12 protein-coding genes are annotated in these 14,944 nt (G+C 71.9%); 6 read left to right on the top strand and 6 right to left on the bottom strand.

The genetic code is table 11. The features are described from left to right. The 3 genes from AB0I94_RS21765 to AB0I94_RS21755 all read right to left on the bottom strand — a co-directional run. Nucleotides 1-523, bottom strand: a 523-nt coding sequence (locus AB0I94_RS21765) for an ATP-binding cassette domain-containing protein (RefSeq protein WP_363311219.1), incomplete at its 3' end; no start/stop codon positions are given. 168 nt (nt 524-691) lie between these two features. Further along, entirely contained in the window at nt 692-1,534 is an 843-nt protein-coding gene (locus tag AB0I94_RS21760; protein ID WP_363311218.1) for a DUF4097 family beta strand repeat-containing protein, read from the bottom strand. Between the two features lie 98 nt (nt 1,535-1,632). Beyond that, nucleotides 1,633-2,154 (bottom strand): toxin-antitoxin system HicB family antitoxin, encoded by a 522-nt coding sequence (locus AB0I94_RS21755; protein ID WP_363311217.1) that lies wholly within the window; start codon nt 2,152-2,154, stop codon nt 1,633-1,635. A 427-nt stretch (nt 2,155-2,581) separates the two neighbouring features. Between AB0I94_RS21755 and AB0I94_RS21750 the strand changes: the two genes are divergently transcribed. After that, nucleotides 2,582-3,193, top strand: a complete 612-nt coding sequence (locus AB0I94_RS21750; RefSeq protein ID WP_363311233.1) for a TetR/AcrR family transcriptional regulator — start codon at nt 2,582-2,584, stop codon at nt 3,191-3,193. 10 nt (nt 3,194-3,203) lie between these two features. Here the strand turns inward: AB0I94_RS21750 and AB0I94_RS21745 are convergent, their stop codons facing one another. Further along, nucleotides 3,204-4,052, bottom strand: coding sequence for a MaoC/PaaZ C-terminal domain-containing protein (locus AB0I94_RS21745; RefSeq protein WP_363311216.1), 849 nt, complete (start codon nt 4,050-4,052; stop codon nt 3,204-3,206). A gap of 738 nt (nt 4,053-4,790) precedes the next feature. Then, nucleotides 4,791-6,116, bottom strand: a complete 1,326-nt coding sequence (locus AB0I94_RS21740) for a 3-oxoacyl-ACP reductase (RefSeq protein ID WP_363311215.1) — start codon at nt 6,114-6,116, stop codon at nt 4,791-4,793. Nucleotides 6,117-6,188: 72 nt separating this feature from the next. Here AB0I94_RS21740 and AB0I94_RS21735 point away from each other — a divergent pair, with 72 nt between their 5' ends. The 3 genes from AB0I94_RS21735 (at nt 6,189) to AB0I94_RS21725 (ending at nt 11,491) form a co-directional block, all read left to right on the top strand. Further along, entirely contained in the window at nt 6,189-7,538 is a 1,350-nt protein-coding gene (locus AB0I94_RS21735; protein ID WP_363311214.1) for an acetyl-CoA C-acetyltransferase, read from the top strand. Between the two features lie 363 nt (nt 7,539-7,901). Beyond that, nucleotides 7,902-9,809: an AMP-dependent synthetase/ligase gene (locus tag AB0I94_RS21730; RefSeq protein WP_363311213.1), complete on the top strand. Its 1,908-nt coding sequence runs from the start codon at nt 7,902-7,904 to the stop codon at nt 9,807-9,809. Between the two features lie 95 nt (nt 9,810-9,904). Then, the gene (locus AB0I94_RS21725) at nt 9,905-11,491 is read left to right on the top strand and encodes an alpha/beta hydrolase (protein ID WP_363311212.1); all 1,587 of its coding nucleotides are present in this window, start codon (nt 9,905-9,907) and stop codon (nt 11,489-11,491) included. Between the two features lie 45 nt (nt 11,492-11,536). On the opposite strand, the gene AB0I94_RS21720 is transcribed toward AB0I94_RS21725, so the two are convergent. After that, complete coding sequence (locus AB0I94_RS21720) at nt 11,537-12,391, bottom strand: helix-turn-helix transcriptional regulator (protein ID WP_363311211.1); 855 nt, start codon at nt 12,389-12,391, stop codon at nt 11,537-11,539. A gap of 288 nt (nt 12,392-12,679) precedes the next feature. Between AB0I94_RS21720 and AB0I94_RS21715 the strand changes: the two genes are divergently transcribed. Then, nucleotides 12,680-14,104: an MFS transporter gene (locus AB0I94_RS21715; RefSeq protein ID WP_363311210.1), complete on the top strand. Its 1,425-nt coding sequence runs from the start codon at nt 12,680-12,682 to the stop codon at nt 14,102-14,104. Between the two features lie 165 nt (nt 14,105-14,269). After that, nucleotides 14,270-14,929 carry a DinB family protein gene (locus AB0I94_RS21710; RefSeq protein WP_363311209.1) on the top strand — a complete coding sequence of 220 codons (660 nt, stop codon included), beginning with the start codon at nt 14,270-14,272 and terminating at the stop codon, nt 14,927-14,929. Nucleotides 14,930-14,944 lie beyond the last annotated feature (15 nt).

Raw genomic sequence — 14,944 nt, 5'->3', positions numbered from 1 at the left:
GGAAGATGATGCGCGGGTCGCCGACCAGGGTCATGGCGATGTCCAGGCGGCGTTTCATGCCGCCGGAGTAGGTGGAGGCGGGCTTCTTGGCGGCTGCGGTGAGGTCGAAGCGTTCAAGGAGTTCGGTGGCGACCCTCCGGCCCTCGGCCTTGGGCAGGTGGTGCAGGTCGGCCATGAGGAGCATGTTCTCTTCGCCGGTGATCAGGCCGTCGACGGCGGAGAACTGTCCGGTGACGCCGATCGCGGCGCGGACCCCGTCGGGTGAGGTGGTGAGGTCGTGGCCGGCGACCTGGGCCTGGCCTCCGTCGGCGGTGATGAGGGTGGAGAGGATCTTCACGGCGGTGGTCTTGCCCGCACCGTTCGGCCCGAGCAGCGCGAACACCGACCCGGCCGGGATGTGGAAATCGATGCCGTCCAGGACCGTCTTGTCGCCGTAGGACTTGTGCAGGCCGGTGGCGGAGACGGCGGGCGGGGGCGGGTTGCCGTTGCTCTGGCTGGGCGTGGACATGACAGATGAAGGCATGAGGCCCTCCTGATCGAAGGCTGAGGGTGGTGGGGTGGGGTGGGTGGAGAGGTGGTGGCGGCGCTCAACTGGCCAGGGCAGGCCGGGGCGTTGGGCCGTAGCCGTAGCCGTAGCCGTAGCCGTAGCCGTGGCTGTAGCCGTAGCTGTAACCGGTGGTGGGTGCGGCTCTCAGACGCGGGCGCGGCGGATTTCGATGTTGCCGTGCTTGGTGCGGGCGCGGATCTTGACGGTCTCCTCGGACTCACCCGGGCTCTCGGACGCGGTGAGCGTGTTGCGCACCTGCCCCTTGTCGGAGCTGACGTCCAGCCAGGCGGCCGTGCCCTCGCGGATGCCCACCTCGATGGCGCCGTAGTTGGTCTCCAACTGGACCGTCCCGCGGACGGCTTCACCGACGCGCAGGGTGCCGTGGGCATTGGTCGCGGTGACCGAGCCCTCGGCCCGCACGATGTCGATGGCGCCGTTGGCACCGCTCACCCGCAGATCGCCGATCGAGGCGCCGATGGTCGTGCTGCCGTGGGAGTTCTTCAGTACGGCGGGGCCGTCGACGAGGCCGACGCGCACGTTGCCGGAGCTGGTGGTGATCTCGGCCGCGCCCTCGACCCGGTCGACGGTGATCGATCCGTGGGAGGCGGTCAGCTGGACCGGCCCGGTCGTGTCGAGGCGGACGTCTCCGACGGAGGCCTTTACGCGGACCTCTCCGAGTCGGCCCACGCCGTACACCTGGGTCCAGGAGCCGCCCACCTCGACGTGCGAGCCCGTGGGCAGGTCGACCGTCACATCCACGGCGCCGGACGGGCCGATGAGGCGGCGCTCCTTGGTCTTGATGGACAGGACGCCGCTCCCGTACGTGACCTCGGTCTGCTCGGCGGCCCGTACGTCCTTGTCCCGCTTCGGATCCGCCGGCTTGACCTCGACGACGGTGTCGGAGCGGTCGCTCGCGGTGAACTGGATGGAGCCCGCGCCCACGTGTGCCGTGGCCGAGATCGGTTCGGGAGTGTCGAAAGAAGGCATGGCTGTCCCGTCCTCTTGGGTCTCTGGGGCGTCCCCGCTGGTGGGACGTGGTGTGGGTGGAGTGGTGGGAGCGGCAGGGGCGGCAGGGGGCGGCGTGGCTAGCGCACCCAGCCCGTGATGCTCTGTCCGACGGTCTGGGTCTTCCCGGTCGTACGGGGCCGGCCGCCCCCGCCCTCGACCGCGGCCGAAACGGCGCGGATGAGCCAGGCGTTGACCGAGAGGCCCTCGCGGGTCGCGGCCTCCTCGGCGCGGGCCTTGAGGTGGGCGGGCAGACGCAGGTTGACTCGGGCCGTGCCGCCCTCGTCGCCGTCTGCGGGTGCCTGTGCCTTGAGCGGTTCGACGGGTGCGACCGGCTCTGTGGAGGCGCCGCTGTCGGTGGGCGGCAGCGTCACCACGAAGTCGGGGTCGAGTCCGCGCAGCCGTACGTCGACCGAGCCCGGGGCGAGTTCGCGGGTGATCTCGTCCATCGCGGCCGAGAGCACGTTCAGCATCGTCAGCCGGGTCGCCGACTCCAGGGGAGCGGTGAGCCGGTCGGCCAGGGCGCGAGCGTCTTCCCCGCCGGCTTCGGCGGCCACCGCCAGCTCGCGGCGGAGGGTGTCGACATACGGGGTGAGGTCCATGACGTCATGATGGCACCATCGTGGCACCATGCGCAACCCTCCATGGCACCTTGGGGTGGTTGAGTGTGATGCTTGCTGTACGGGTGCGGTGCTGACCTGCGTAAATCGGGGGGCGTGGGAGGGAGCGGGCGGCTGCGGGGGTGAGTCATTGTGGCGCCAGGGTGGGGCGGGGATTCTGGCGGAGGCTGTGGTGGTGCCGGGTGGCGTCAGGTGGTGCCAGTCGGCGCCAGGAGGTGCCATCCGGCGTCAGGTGGTGCGGTGCCGGTCTGGGGCTGACCGTAGGCTTGGCCCTTCTGTGCGTAGGTGGCTTGTGTGGAAGGTAGGCGCCGGGGTGGGCGACATGAAGGCCGGTGCGGTCGGGGTGGCCGGGGTGGCCGGTGCGGTCGGTGGGGGCGCGGACCGTGCGGCGGTCAAGCGGCGGAAGCGGATGCCTCGCGCCGAGCGGGAGCAGCAGATGCTGGACGCCGCCGTGCGGATCTTCGGGCAGCGGGGGTACCGGGCGGCTTCCATGGACGAGATCGCTGAGGTGGCGGGGGTTTCAAAGCCGCTGGTGTACCTGTACCTGAACTCCAAGGAAGAGCTGTTCACCGCGTGCATCCGGCGGGAGGCCGCGGCGTTGGTCGCGGCGGTGCGGGGCGGGGTGAGCGGGGGCGGGCCCGCCGACCGGCAGCTCTGGGCCGGCCTGCAAGCCTTCTTCACGCATACCGCGGAGCGGCCCGACGCGTGGGTGATCCTGCACCACCAGGCGCGCACGCAGGGAGAGCCTTTCGCCGCCGAGGTCACCGTGATGCGCGAGGAGATCGTGGCGTTCGTGACGTCACTGATCGCGGAGGCGGCACGGGAGGCGCACCGGAATCCAGAGCTGGTGGAGCGTGAAGTCGCCGGGCTCGCGCAGGCGTTGGTGGGAGCGGCGGAGTCGCTCGCAGGCTGGGCGAACGCGGACGCGTCGGTTTCCGCGAAGGAGGCCGCTGCGACGCTGATGAACTTCGCGTGGGCGGGTCTTGGGCAGCTGATGGAGGGGCGGCGGTGGGCGCCTTGACACAGGGCGCCTAGCGGATGGTTCCGACGAGGTGGATCTTGCTGCTGCCGCCGCTGTCGTTGCTGCCGCTGCCGCGGAGTTCGAAGGCTGGTCCGTCGGCCGCGTAGGTGACTGTGCCGGGAAGCAGGACGGGTGCCCTGAAGTCCACGTGCACCTGGGCGGCTTCGGGCGCTCCGTACTCCGCCAGGCAGCGGGCCACGGTCCACATGCCGTGGGCGATGGCTCGGGGGAAACCGAAGAGGCGTGCGGTGAGGGGGTGCAGGTGGATGGGGTTGCGGTCACCTGAGACGGCGCCGTAGCGGCGGCCGAGGTCGCGGGGGAGGGGCCAGTCGGCGAGGGCGGGGAGCGGGGCGCTTTCGCGGGGGGTGTTGCCGGCGGCTTCGCCGGGGGTGGTGCTGGTGCTGGTGCGGTGGCGGGCCAGGTAGGTGCTGCTGGAGGTCCATACGGGGTTGCCGTCGACGTGGGCTTCGGTGACGAGGGTGGCTTCGGTTCCGCGGTGGTGGGGGGTCAGGCGGGCCGCGTGTACGGAGAGTTCGAGGGTGTCCTCGGTCGTCAGGGCGCGATGCTGGGTGATCTCGATGGACGTGTGCACGAGACCGAGGAGCGGGAGCGGGAAGCGGGGGGCGCTCATGAGGCGCATGGCCAGGGGGAAGCTGAGGACGTGGGGGTAGGTGAGGGGCAGGGTGTGCGGGGCGTGTGAGGCGTTGGGGTACCCGCAGAGGCGGGAGTAGGCGTCGAGGTGCGTGGGGCTGGGGCGAACACCGGTGAGGGTGAGGTGGTCGCCGGTGAGGGGGGCGTTGGGGCGGGGCCGCTTGAAGGGGGAGAGGAGCGCGCCGCGGAGGAGCAGTGGCGTGAGCATGGGGGGCCTTTCGGGTTGAGTCGGGGCGGTGCGGGTGCGTGCAGGGCTGCGGAGCCTCCCGTCGCCGGGTACGGGGCCGCACCGGTGTGTCCGTCCTCGCTATCGTCCGGTGGCCGTCGGGTTGCTTCGGCTCTGGAGTGCCGCGAGCTGTGCTCCGGGCGGACAAACCGGCACGTCCCCTTGGGTGCGTCGCCGGGTGCGGGTACGTGTGGGCCGTGGCGGCGTCTGTTCGTCTGTGGGTGCGGGGCCGCGCCGGTGTGTCCGTCCTCGCTATCGTCCGGTGGCCGTGGGGTTGCTTCGGCTCTGGAGTGTTGCGAGCTGTGCTCCGGGCGGACAAACCGGCACGTCCCCTTGGGTGCATCGCCGGGTGCGGGTACGTGTGGGCCGTGGCGGCGTCTGTTCGTCTGTGGGTGCGGGGCCGCGCCGGTATGTCCGTCCTCGCCATCCGCCGGTGGCCGTCGGGTTGCTTCGGCGCCGGAGCGCCGCGAGCCGTGCTCCGGGCGGAAATACCGACACGTCCCCTCGCGCGCGCTGCCGACCGCGGCTCGTTGCGAGCTGCTGCCCGGGCAATGTTTGCCACCCACCCATCGCCGCGGGGCAATCCGGCGGGTGGGCGGGGGAGGCCTGTTCGGTCCGGTCGGGATGCGGGGTGACCGGGCTGCGGGGTGAGCTCGTTCGGTCATGGGTGGATGCGGGGTAATCGGGCGGGTGGGTGGAAGAGGTCTGTTCGTACGAGGGCTACGACCCGAGCAAGCTTTGGCCGCAGACCCGCACAACCTGACCGTTCACGCCCCCCGAAGCCGGGGACGAGAGCCAGGCCGTGGTTTCCGCGACGTCTACCGGCAGGCCGCCCTGGGCGAGGGAGTTCATCCTGCGGCCCGCCTCACGGATGAGGGGAGGGACCGCCGCCGTCATCTTCGTCTCGATGAAGCCGGGGGCCACCGCGTTCACGTTCACCCCGTACTCCGCAAGCGCCCCCGGCGCCAGAGCCCGCACCAGGCCGATGATCCCCGCCTTGCCGGCGGCGTAGTTCGTCTGGCCGGCGTTCCCCGCGATGCCCGCGATCGACGCCGTGGCCACGACACTCCCGCCCCGGTTCAGCGTCCCGGACTTCAGCAACGCGTCCGTCGTGCGCAGCACGCTCGTCAGGTTCACGTCCAGGACCGCGTTCCAGCGGTCCGCCGGCATGTTGGCCAGCTTGCGGTCCCTCGTGATCCCCGCGTTGTGCACGAGGATGTCCAGGCCGCCGGGGGCCAGTGCCGACGCCATGCGTTCCCCGGCGTCGTCCGCCGTGATGTCCAGCGGCAGCGCCGTACCACCCAGCCGGTCCGCGACCCGTACCAAATCCGCCTGCGCGGACGGCACATCGAGTACGACCACCCGCGCGCCGTCCCGCGCGAGAACCTCCGCCACCGCCTCGCCGATCCCCCGCGCCGCCCCGGTGACGAGCGCCGTACGACCGGAGAGGGGGCGGTCCCAGTCGAGGGCGGGCCGCTCCCCTTCCGTCTCGCCCACCTCGATCACCTGGCCGCTCACATACGCCGACCTCGGCGAGAGCAGGAAACGCAGCGTCGACTCCGCGGCCACCGCCGAGCGCACGCGGACCAGCGTCGCCGTGCGGCCCCCGCCCAGCTCCTTGCCGAGGGAGCGTACGAAACCCTCCAACGCCTGTTGTGCCGCCGCCTGGTGGTGGTCCGACGGCGAGACCGGGGCGCCGAGCACCACCACGCGGCCGTTCTCCGCCACCGAGCGCACCACCGGGTGCAGCGCCGCGTGCACGAGAGCGAGGTCAGGTGCGTCGCTGATGCCCGTTGCGTCCAGTACCACCGCCGTCGGGCGGGAGGAGTCGTGTGCGAGCTTCAGGGGGTGCGTTCGCGCCAGGACCGATGAGAGGTCCGTCAGGGCGGAGGGCGTTTTCCCCGCCGTCAGATGCAGCAACTCGCCCTCCAAGCTCGGGCGTTCTGGCGCCCAGCGGCGCAGCGTCGACGGCTGTGGCAGGCCGAGCCTTCGAGTGAGGAAGCGGCCGGGAGCGGTGCCCGTGAAGTTCAGATAGCGGTCGGCCATTGTCCAACTCCCAGCTCGGTCGTAAATTTACTTCAGAGTAAGGTTACTCAAGGGTCAGGAGCTGGTCGAGACATGAAACTGCCCACCACCCGCCGCGTGGCGGTCGTCGGCGGCAGCCGCATCCCCTTCGCGCGCTCCGACGGCCCGTACGCGACCGCGTCCAACCAGGAGATGCTGACCGCCGCGCTGGACGGGCTCGTGGAGCGGTATCGGCTCGAGGGCGACGGAGTCGTGGGCGAGTTCGTCGCCGGCGCCGTGCTCAAGCACAGCCGGGACTTCAACCTCGCCCGCGAGACCGTCCTCGGGTCGCGTCTCGCGGCGACCACACCCGCGTACGACATCCAGCAGGCCTGTGGCACCGGGCTGCAGGCCGTCATCGCCGCCGCCAACAAGATCATGCTGGGGCAGACGGAGTCCGCCGTGGCGGGCGGCGCGGACACCGCGAGCGACGCCCCGCTCGGCGTCAACGACTCCCTGCGGAAGATCCTCCTGTCCGCCCGTCGCGCCAGGACGGCGGGGGGCCGGGTCAAGGCGCTCACCCGCGTGCGGCCCTCGCATCTCGTGCCCGACATCCCGCGCAACGCGGAGCCCCGCACAGGGCTTTCGATGGGTGAGCACGCCGCCGTGACCGCCCGGGCGTGGGGCGTCACGCGCGAGGCACAGGACGAACTGGCCGCCACCAGCCATCAGCGGCTCGCCGCCGCGTACGACAGGGGCTTCCTGGACGGCCTCGTCGTACCGTTCCGGGGGCTTGAGCGGGATCAGAACCTGCGGCCCGGGTCGACCGTCGAGAAGTTGGCGAAGCTGCGGCCCGTCTTTGGAGTGCAGGGTTCGGCGGAGGCTGCGGTGAAGCGTTCGGTGGAGGGTTCGGTGAAGGGGGCTGTGAAGGAGGCCGCGGACGATCCCGGTCCCACCATGACCGCCGGGAATTCCACCCCGCTGACCGACGGCGCCGCCGTCGCCCTGCTCGCGAGCGAGGAGTGGGCGGCAGAGCGCGGGCTCGAACCGCTGGCCTACCTGACCGCGTACGAGACCGCCGCCGTCGACTTCGTCGGGGGTGATGTCGCGGACGGTGAAGACGGACTGCTGATGGCGCCCGCGTACGCCGTGCCGCGGATGCTGGAGGGGGTAGGGCTCGGGCTCGCGGACTTCGACTTCGTCGAGATCCACGAGGCGTTCGCCTCGCAGGTGCTCGCCACGCTGGCCGCCTGGGAGAAGCGCGGCCTCGGTGTCGTGGACCGGGACCGGCTCAACGTCGCCGGGTCCTCGCTCGCCACGGGGCACCCTTTCGCGGCCACCGGTGCGCGGATCGTCGCCACCTTGGCGAAGCTGCTGGCCGAACGGGGCGCTCCGGGGCGCGGGTTGATCTCGATCTGCGCGGCGGGCGGGCAGGGGGTGACGGCGATCCTGGAGCGCGGGTGACTCTCCGCCGCCCCGCCCCCGGAGCTCATCCCTTCCGGGCTCCCCAGCCCGCCCGCCGAGGGCCCGCCGCCTTCCGGACTCCTCAAGCTTGTCCCTTCCCGAAACCGACGCCCGTCCCGTCCGGTCCGCCCACCAGCCTGCCCCTCCTCGAAGCCCGCAGCCCGCCCCTCCTCGAAGCCCGCAGCCCGCAGCCCGCAGCCCGCCGCCTTCCGGGCTCCCTGAGCCCGCCCCATCCGCAACCAGTGCCCCCACCCCTCCGTCAGTGCAAGCCCCCGCCCGGCCCCGCCCCCCCCGGCCCCCTCCTCACGCACCGGAAGGGCAGCGTCCCCTCCCCCCGCCCACACCCACCCCGGAGCCGCCCCCATGTCCCCCACCCCCGTCACCCCCCAGCCCGCCCTCGTAGAACCCCACCTCCGTCACCTCGACGGCGTCGTACGCGAAGTCTCCGTACCGCCCTTCGCCTCCCCCGTGAGCAGCGGGTCCCTCGCCGACATCCCCTTCGACAACGCCCGCGAGGCCCCCGCCGAAGCCGTGCTCTCCCGTAAGAGCGGCGACGGGCGGTGGCGGGACGTGAGCGCCGCCGAGTTCGCCGATGAAGTCCTCGCCGTCGCCAAGGGATTGATCGCCGAAGGGCTCGCCCCGGGGGACCGGCTCGCCATCATGGCGCGTACGACGTACGAGTGGACGCTGCTCGACTTCGCGGCCTGGGCGGCCGGGCTCGTCACCGTGCCGGTCTATCCGACCTCGTCCGCCTATCAGACCCGCTGGATACTCCAGGACTCGGGCGCCGTCGCGCTCGCCGTCGAGACGTCGGCGCTCGCCGCGTCGCTCGGGCCCGAGCGGGACCGGATGCCCGATCTGGAACATCTGTGGACCTTCGAGAAGGGGGACGTGCGGCGGCTCGCCGAGCTGGGGCGGCAGGCGGAGATCTCCGACACGGAAGTCGCGGGTAGGCGCGCCGAGTTGGGGCCCGACTCCGTGGCCACGCTCATCTACACCTCCGGCACCACCGGGCGTCCCAAGGGCTGCGTCCTGACCCACGGCAACTTCTTCGCCGAAGTCGACAACGCGATCGAACTGCTCCATCCCGTCTTCAAGTCCGTGAGCAAGGAGCCTGCCTCCACGCTGCTCTTTCTGCCGCTGTCCCACGTCTTCGGGCGCATGGTCGCCGTCGGCTGTCTGCGCGCGCGGGTGCGGCTCGGGCACGCGCCCAGCATCCAGACCGACGAGCTGCTGGCCGATCTGAGCGGTTTCCGGCCCACCTTCCTGCTCGCGATCCCGTACGTCCTGGAGAAGGTCTTCAATACGGGGCGCGCCACCGCCGAGAAGATGGGCCGAGCCTCTTCCTTCGACCGCGCGGCCCGTATCGCCGTCCGCTACGGCGAGGCGGTCGAGGCGCAGCAGCACGGCACGGGCCCCGGACCGGCCTTCGGGCTGAGGCTGGCCCGCGCGCTGTACGACCCGCTCGTCTACCGGCGGATCCGCGCGGCGCTCGGCGGCAAGGTGCGGTACGCGATCTGCGGCGGTTCACCGCTGGGACGCCGCCTCGCCGCGTTCTACGCGGGCGCGGGCATCGAGATCTTCGAGGGCTACGGGCTGACCGAGACCACCGCCGCGGCCACCGTGACACCTCCGCTGAAACCGAGGCTCGGCACAGTGGGGTGGCCGCTGCCCGGCACCCGCGTGCGGATCGCGGACGACGGTGAAGTGCTGCTGGCCGGGGGGCAGGTATTCGGCGGGTACTGGGACGGGCAGGCGGGGCGTGCGGTGCCCGCGAAGGGGGAGTGGTTCGCGACGGGGGACATCGGCGCCCTCGACGCCGACGGGTACCTCTCCATCATCGGGCGCAAGAAGGACATCCTCATCACCACCGGCGGCAAGAACGTGGCCCCCGCCCCGCTGGAGGACTGGCTGCGCGCCCACCCGCTGGTCGGCCAGTGCATGGTCGTCGGCGACGCCCGGCCCTACATCACCGCGCTGCTCACGCTGGAGACGGACGGCATCGCGCACTGGTGCCGCATGAAGAAGAAGGACCACACGGATCTGGCCGGTCTGGTGGACGACGCCGACCTGCGCGAGACCCTGCAGCGCGCCGTCGACGAGGCCAACAAGCTCGTGTCGCGCGCCGAGTCCATCCGGCGCTTCGCCGTGCTGCCCGTGGATCTCACCGAGGAGAGCGGCCATCTGACCCCGTCCCTGAAGCTGAGGCGGGACGCCGTCGAGCGGGACTTCGCGCAGGAGATCGAGGGGCTCTACGGACACGCACGGTAGCGCCCGCCGCTCGATCGTCACTCACTGTCACCTGAACGGGCGGGGGCGCGGCCCCGCGCTTAGGGTGATCGAGGGGCAGACCCAGGGAGGTTGCCGTGCGTGGAGCTGTTGTACTCGCCGGCGTGACAGCGCTGGCCGTCATGGGGACAGGGGCCTGGCTGCCGGGCACGGGCACGGGTGCGGGCGCGACCGCCGAGCGCGCGTCGTCCGAGCCCTCGCCCGACCTTTCCCGCTTCTACACGCAGAAGATCAAATGGGGTGCCTGCGAGGATGGCGGGTCGGGCCTCATGGCCGACCTCGACGCCACCCCCGTGTCCAAGGACAAGAACGTCCAGTGCGGCACGATCACCGTTCCCCTCGACTACGCGAAACCGGGGCAGGGCACGGTCAAGGTCGCCATGATCCGCGTCAAGTCCAGCGGCGACTCCCGCGGCTCCCTCCTGCTGAACTTCGGAGGCCCCGGCGGCGCCGGTGTCTCCGGGCTCCTCGGCTCGCAGAAGGAGTTCGAGTACCTCGGCAAGGGGTACGACGTCGTCTCCTTCGACCCCCGCGGTGTGGGCGAGAGCTCACCCGTCAGCTGCGGGGACTTCGGCGCGCAGGAGCCGGAGATGGGGCAGGACTCCGACGACCCCGGCGCCGTACTCGACGAGATGCGCAAGATGTCCGAGGCGTGCAAGGAGAAGTCGGGGCCCGTCCTTCCGCACGTCGGGACCGTCAACGTCTCGCGCGACATGGACGTCATGCGGCAGGTGCTCGGCGACAAGAAACTCAACTACCTGGGATTCTCGTACGGGACGCGGCTCGGCGCCGTGTACACCGCCCAGTTCCCGAAGAACGTCGGACGGATGGTCCTCGACGGCGTGGACACGCTGACCGAGGACGTCACCGAGCAGGCCCTGGCGAGCGCGGAGGGACGGCAGACCGCCCTCGACAACTTCGTCGAGTGGTGCACGGACAACGCGGGTTGTGTCCTTGGGACCGACTCCCGTGCGGCCCGCGCCAACATGGTCGAGCTGATCAAGGGGCTCGACATGTATCCCCTCCAGTCGTCGGACGGCACGGAGTTCACCGGCCAGGACGTGGTGGACGTACTCGGGCAGGCGCTCTACAGCAGGCAGTCGTGGCCCGCGCTCTCCCAGGCGCTCGGCGCGCTGCTGGCCGACGGGGACCCCAGGGCGCTGCTGCGGATGAGCGGGTCCCTTGAGCATCAGGTGCGGGCACCCCAGGACGTTCCCGCCGACAACATGGCTGCCGCGCTCATGGCCGTGAACTGCGCGGACGACCCGGACCGGCCGGACGCGGACAGCCTCGAAAAGGAGGTCGGCAGGCTCCAGGCCGAGTTCGAATCGACCTCCGCGATCTTCGGACAGTCGATGCTGACGCCGGTCCTCTTCTGCTTCGGCAGGCCCCCGGGCACGGACTACATCCGCGACGACGTACGCGACGTCAAGAGCCCCGACTTCCTCCTCGTCGGCACCCGTGGCGACCCTGCCACGCCGTACCGCTGGACCGAGGAGACCGCGAAGCGCCTCGGCTCGTCGGCGATAGTCCTGGACAACAAGGGCGACGGACACACGGGTTACGCCGGTTCGAAGTGCGTGCGCGAGAAGGTGGACGGCTTCCTGCTGTACGGCGAGATGCCGAGGACCGGCAGCTCGTGCGGGGTGGACGAGGAGGAGTAAGAGGTGCGGAGTGCGGAGTGACGGCGGCGCGTACGCAGCTCGTGGTCAGCTGGTGGTGCGGGCCGCCGGGTCGAGGCGCAGCATCGCTTCCTCGTCCGCGCTGCCCGGCTCGGCCTGGTAGACCACCAGGCGCTGGCCGTCCGTCCTCGCCAGCCTCATCACCTCGTACGTGAGCGTCATAGCGCCCACCTTCGGGTGCTCGAAGGACTTGGTGCCGCCGCCGCGCTCCTTGACTTCGTAGCGCTCCCAGAGGCGGGCGAAGTCCGGTGATTTCAGGAGGAGCTCGCCGACCAGGGCGGCCAGTTGGGGCGAGTCCACGTCGACGCCGCCGACCGCGCGCAGGTGCGCGACGGACTTGGCGACGGTCTCCTCCCAGGGCTGGTAGAGCACGCGGCCCACGGGGTGGAGGAACAGATAGCGCGTGAGGTTGCGCTTCTCCGCGGGCCAGTCCCACAGGCCCGGCAGGAGGCGGCGTCCGGCCGGGTTCGCGGCCAGCATGTAGCTGTGGCGGCTGACCACGTACGCGGGCGACGGGCTGAGGTTCTCCAGCATGCGCTGGATGCTCGGGCGGACCGTGTCCCCGGGGGTGGGGTGCGGCTCCGTGAGGCGGCCCGATGCCAGCTCGGCCAGGTCGTGCAGGCGCTCGTGGGCGTCGCCGCCGAGGCGCAGGGCGCGGGCCAGGGCGTCTATGACGGAGGGGGAGGGGTTCTTCTCACGGCCCCGCTCCAGGCGGGTGTAGTAGTCGACGCTGACCCCGGCGAGGGTGGCGAGTTCCTCGCGGCGGAGGCCGGGGGTGCGGCGCAGGCCTGTGCCGGCCGGGAGACCCGCGTCCGCGGGGCTGATCTGCGCGCGCCGCGCCCGCAGGTATCTGCCCAGTTCCGTGCCCTCTGCCTTTGCCATCTGTCCATTGTCCCCGGTGGGGGCGGGTTGTGGGGGGCCGTGCCAGGGCCAGGAACGTCGCGGTCTGCCTGGGCGGCGGGCCTGGGCGGAGGCTTGGGTTGCCGCCGGGCTGAGGGCGCGGGCAGCCCGTAGCCCTGGTTGCACCCAGGGCCTTTCCCGCCGCTCGATCGCCCCGCAACGCCTTCTTGCCGAACAGGCCTTTCCCGCCCACCCGCTCGTTTGCCCGGAATGCCACCTTGCCGAACAGGCCTTTCGCCCGTCCGCCCGATTGCCTCGGAGTCATCAGTCATGCCGTCCTCCCTCGTCGCCCCCGCCTCCACCCCCGCACCCCTCAGCACCATGCCCCCCACCACCCCCCGCCCCGCCCCGACCCTCGCCCCCCTCCTCGCCTCTCTCCTCGGTTTCACCGTCATCACCGTCGACGTGTCCGCCGTGAACATCGCCCTGCCCGCCATCCGCACCTCCCTGCACGGCGGCATGGCAGGGCTCCAGTGGGTCGTGGACGCGTACACGCTGATGTTCGCCGCCCTCATGCTCTCCGCGGGGGCCCTCGCCGACCGGGCGGGGGCTCGGCGTGCGTACACCTGGGGCGTCGGCCTCTTCACCCTCGCCTCACTCGCCTGCGCCCTCGCCCCCGGCATCGGCACCCTCATCGCCGCCCGCGTGGCGCAGGGCGGGGCCGCGGCTGTCGTCATGCCCGCATCGCTCGCGCTGATCCGGCAGGCGTACGACGACCCGCGCCGCCGTGCCCGCGCCATCGCGCTGTGGACGGTGGGCGGCTCCGTGGCCATGGCCGCCGGGCCCGTACTCGGTGGCGTACTCACCGAGGCGGCGGGCTGGCGTGCCGTCTTCCTCCTCAACTTGCCGATAGGGGCCGTGATCCTGGCGCTCCTCGCCCGCACCGCTCCCTCCGTGCGGCGCCCCGCGCCCATCGACCTCGCTGGTCAGGCCACCGCCGTACTCGCCCTCGCGGGGCTCGCGTTCGCCGCCATCGAGGGCGGTCACCTGGGGTGGACCAGCGTGCCGGTGCTCGGCGCCGCCGCCCTCGCCGTCGCGGCGGGCTTCGGCTTCTACGCCGCCGAGAAGCGGCACCACGCGCCCATGGTCCCGCTCGGGCTGCTGCGCGAGCGGAAGGTCGGCGTCTCGCTTGCGGTCGGCTTCGCCATCAACGCGGGCTTCTACGGAATCGTCTTCCTGCTCGGCCTCTACTTCCAGCAGCTGCGCGGGATGTCGGCGATCGCGGCAGGCCTGATGTTCGTGCCCCTCGCGGTCATCATTACGTCGACGAACCTCGTCTCGCCGCGCATGGCCGAGCGCATCGGCCGCCGCCGGGTCATCGTGGCGGGCCAGGCGGTGCTCGCGCTCGCGATGTTCGTGCTCCTGCCGCTGGCCGCGGACACCCCGCTCTGGCTGGTGCTCGTCCTGCTCGTCCCCACGGGCATGGGCGGCGCGTTCGCGGTCCCCGCGCTGACCGCCCTGCTGATGGACGCGGTGCCCGCCCACCGCGCGGGCACGGCATCCGGCCTGCTCAACGCCCTGCGCCAGACGGGCGGCGCGATGGCGGTGGCGCTGTTCGGCGCGCTCCTCGCAGCCGACGGCGGGACGGGCTTCTCGGTCACGGGAATGCGGGAGGCGCTCCTGGCCGTGGGCCTGCTCCTGTGCGCGACGACCGCGCTGGCGGCATGGCTCCTGCCGAGGGACGCCCGCGGCTGAGCGGGGGCCAGTCGGGGGCCAGTCATGGGCCGGCCCGTGAGAGCCACCGATTGCAGAAAAGTCCCGCTCAGGCCCCCGAGATACCCTCCCGAACCGGGATTTTGCTGCAACGCCCGCAGTGCCCCGGCCCTGCCCCTGCCCCTGACGCGCGGCTACCGTTCCCGCATGCGCCGACAAGCCGAACAAGACGCCCCCACGCCCGGACCCGTCACCCCCGACGACCTCGACCAGGCCGTCCAGCTCGCCCTCGCCACACTCCGCGAGGCACCTCCCACCGCATGGGACGGCAAGGCGGGGTCCTTGGAGTGGGACTGCTGGGAGACGGTGGAGCACCTCGCCGACGACCTGTTCGCGTACGCCGCTCAACTCGGCCCGAGGCAGCCGCCGATGGAGGGCGAGGTGCCCTTCGTCTGGGAGCCGCGCAGGCCGGGCGGCCCGTCCAACGCCATCCACGCGGACCGGAACGCGGGCCCCGCCGGGCTGCTCCAGGTGCTGGAGGCCAGTGGGGCGCTGCTGATCGCCATGGTGCGCACGACACCGCCGGCGACCCGCTCGTACCACGGCTTCGGGGTCTCCGATCCGGAGGGCTTCGCGGCGATGGGGGTCGTGGAGACCCTGGTCCACACGTACGACTTGGCCGCGGGCCTCGGGCTGGAATGGACCCCGCCCGCCGACGTGTGCGCCCGCGTCCTCCACCGCCTGTTCCCGGACGCCCCCTCGGGCGATGAGCCCTGGCCGACGCTGCTCTGGGCGACGGGCCGGGGCGAGCTGCCGGGACAGGCACGTCGTGCGTCGTGGCGTTGGTACGGGGAGCCCCGGGGCTAGAGCGGGCTGCTCCGG

Source organism: Streptomyces sp. NPDC050147 (genome assembly GCF_040660195.1).
In the GTDB taxonomy this organism is placed as follows: domain Bacteria; phylum Actinomycetota; class Actinomycetes; order Streptomycetales; family Streptomycetaceae; genus Streptomyces.
This window is presented reverse-complemented; position numbering and strand designations above follow the sequence as displayed.

Excerpts from the sequence above, each read along its gene's own strand:
- AB0I94_RS21760 (WP_363311218.1), bottom strand. The coding sequence starts at position 1,534 with ATGCCTTCTTTCGACACTCCCGAACCGATCTCGGCCACGGCACACGTG.
- AB0I94_RS21755 (WP_363311217.1), bottom strand. The coding sequence starts at position 2,154 with ATGGACCTCACCCCGTATGTCGACACCCTCCGCCGCGAGCTGGCGGTG.
- AB0I94_RS21750 (WP_363311233.1), top strand. The coding sequence starts at position 2,582 with ATGCCTCGCGCCGAGCGGGAGCAGCAGATGCTGGACGCCGCCGTGCGG.
- AB0I94_RS21745 (WP_363311216.1), bottom strand. The coding sequence starts at position 4,052 with ATGCTCACGCCACTGCTCCTCCGCGGCGCGCTCCTCTCCCCCTTCAAG.
- AB0I94_RS21740 (WP_363311215.1), bottom strand. The coding sequence starts at position 6,116 with ATGGCCGACCGCTATCTGAACTTCACGGGCACCGCTCCCGGCCGCTTC.
- AB0I94_RS21735 (WP_363311214.1), top strand. The coding sequence starts at position 6,189 with ATGAAACTGCCCACCACCCGCCGCGTGGCGGTCGTCGGCGGCAGCCGC.
- AB0I94_RS21730 (WP_363311213.1), top strand. The coding sequence starts at position 7,902 with ATGTCCCCCACCCCCGTCACCCCCCAGCCCGCCCTCGTAGAACCCCAC.
- AB0I94_RS21720 (WP_363311211.1), bottom strand. The coding sequence starts at position 12,391 with ATGGCAAAGGCAGAGGGCACGGAACTGGGCAGATACCTGCGGGCGCGG.
- AB0I94_RS21715 (WP_363311210.1), top strand. The coding sequence starts at position 12,680 with ATGCCGTCCTCCCTCGTCGCCCCCGCCTCCACCCCCGCACCCCTCAGC.
- AB0I94_RS21710 (WP_363311209.1), top strand. The coding sequence starts at position 14,270 with ATGCGCCGACAAGCCGAACAAGACGCCCCCACGCCCGGACCCGTCACC.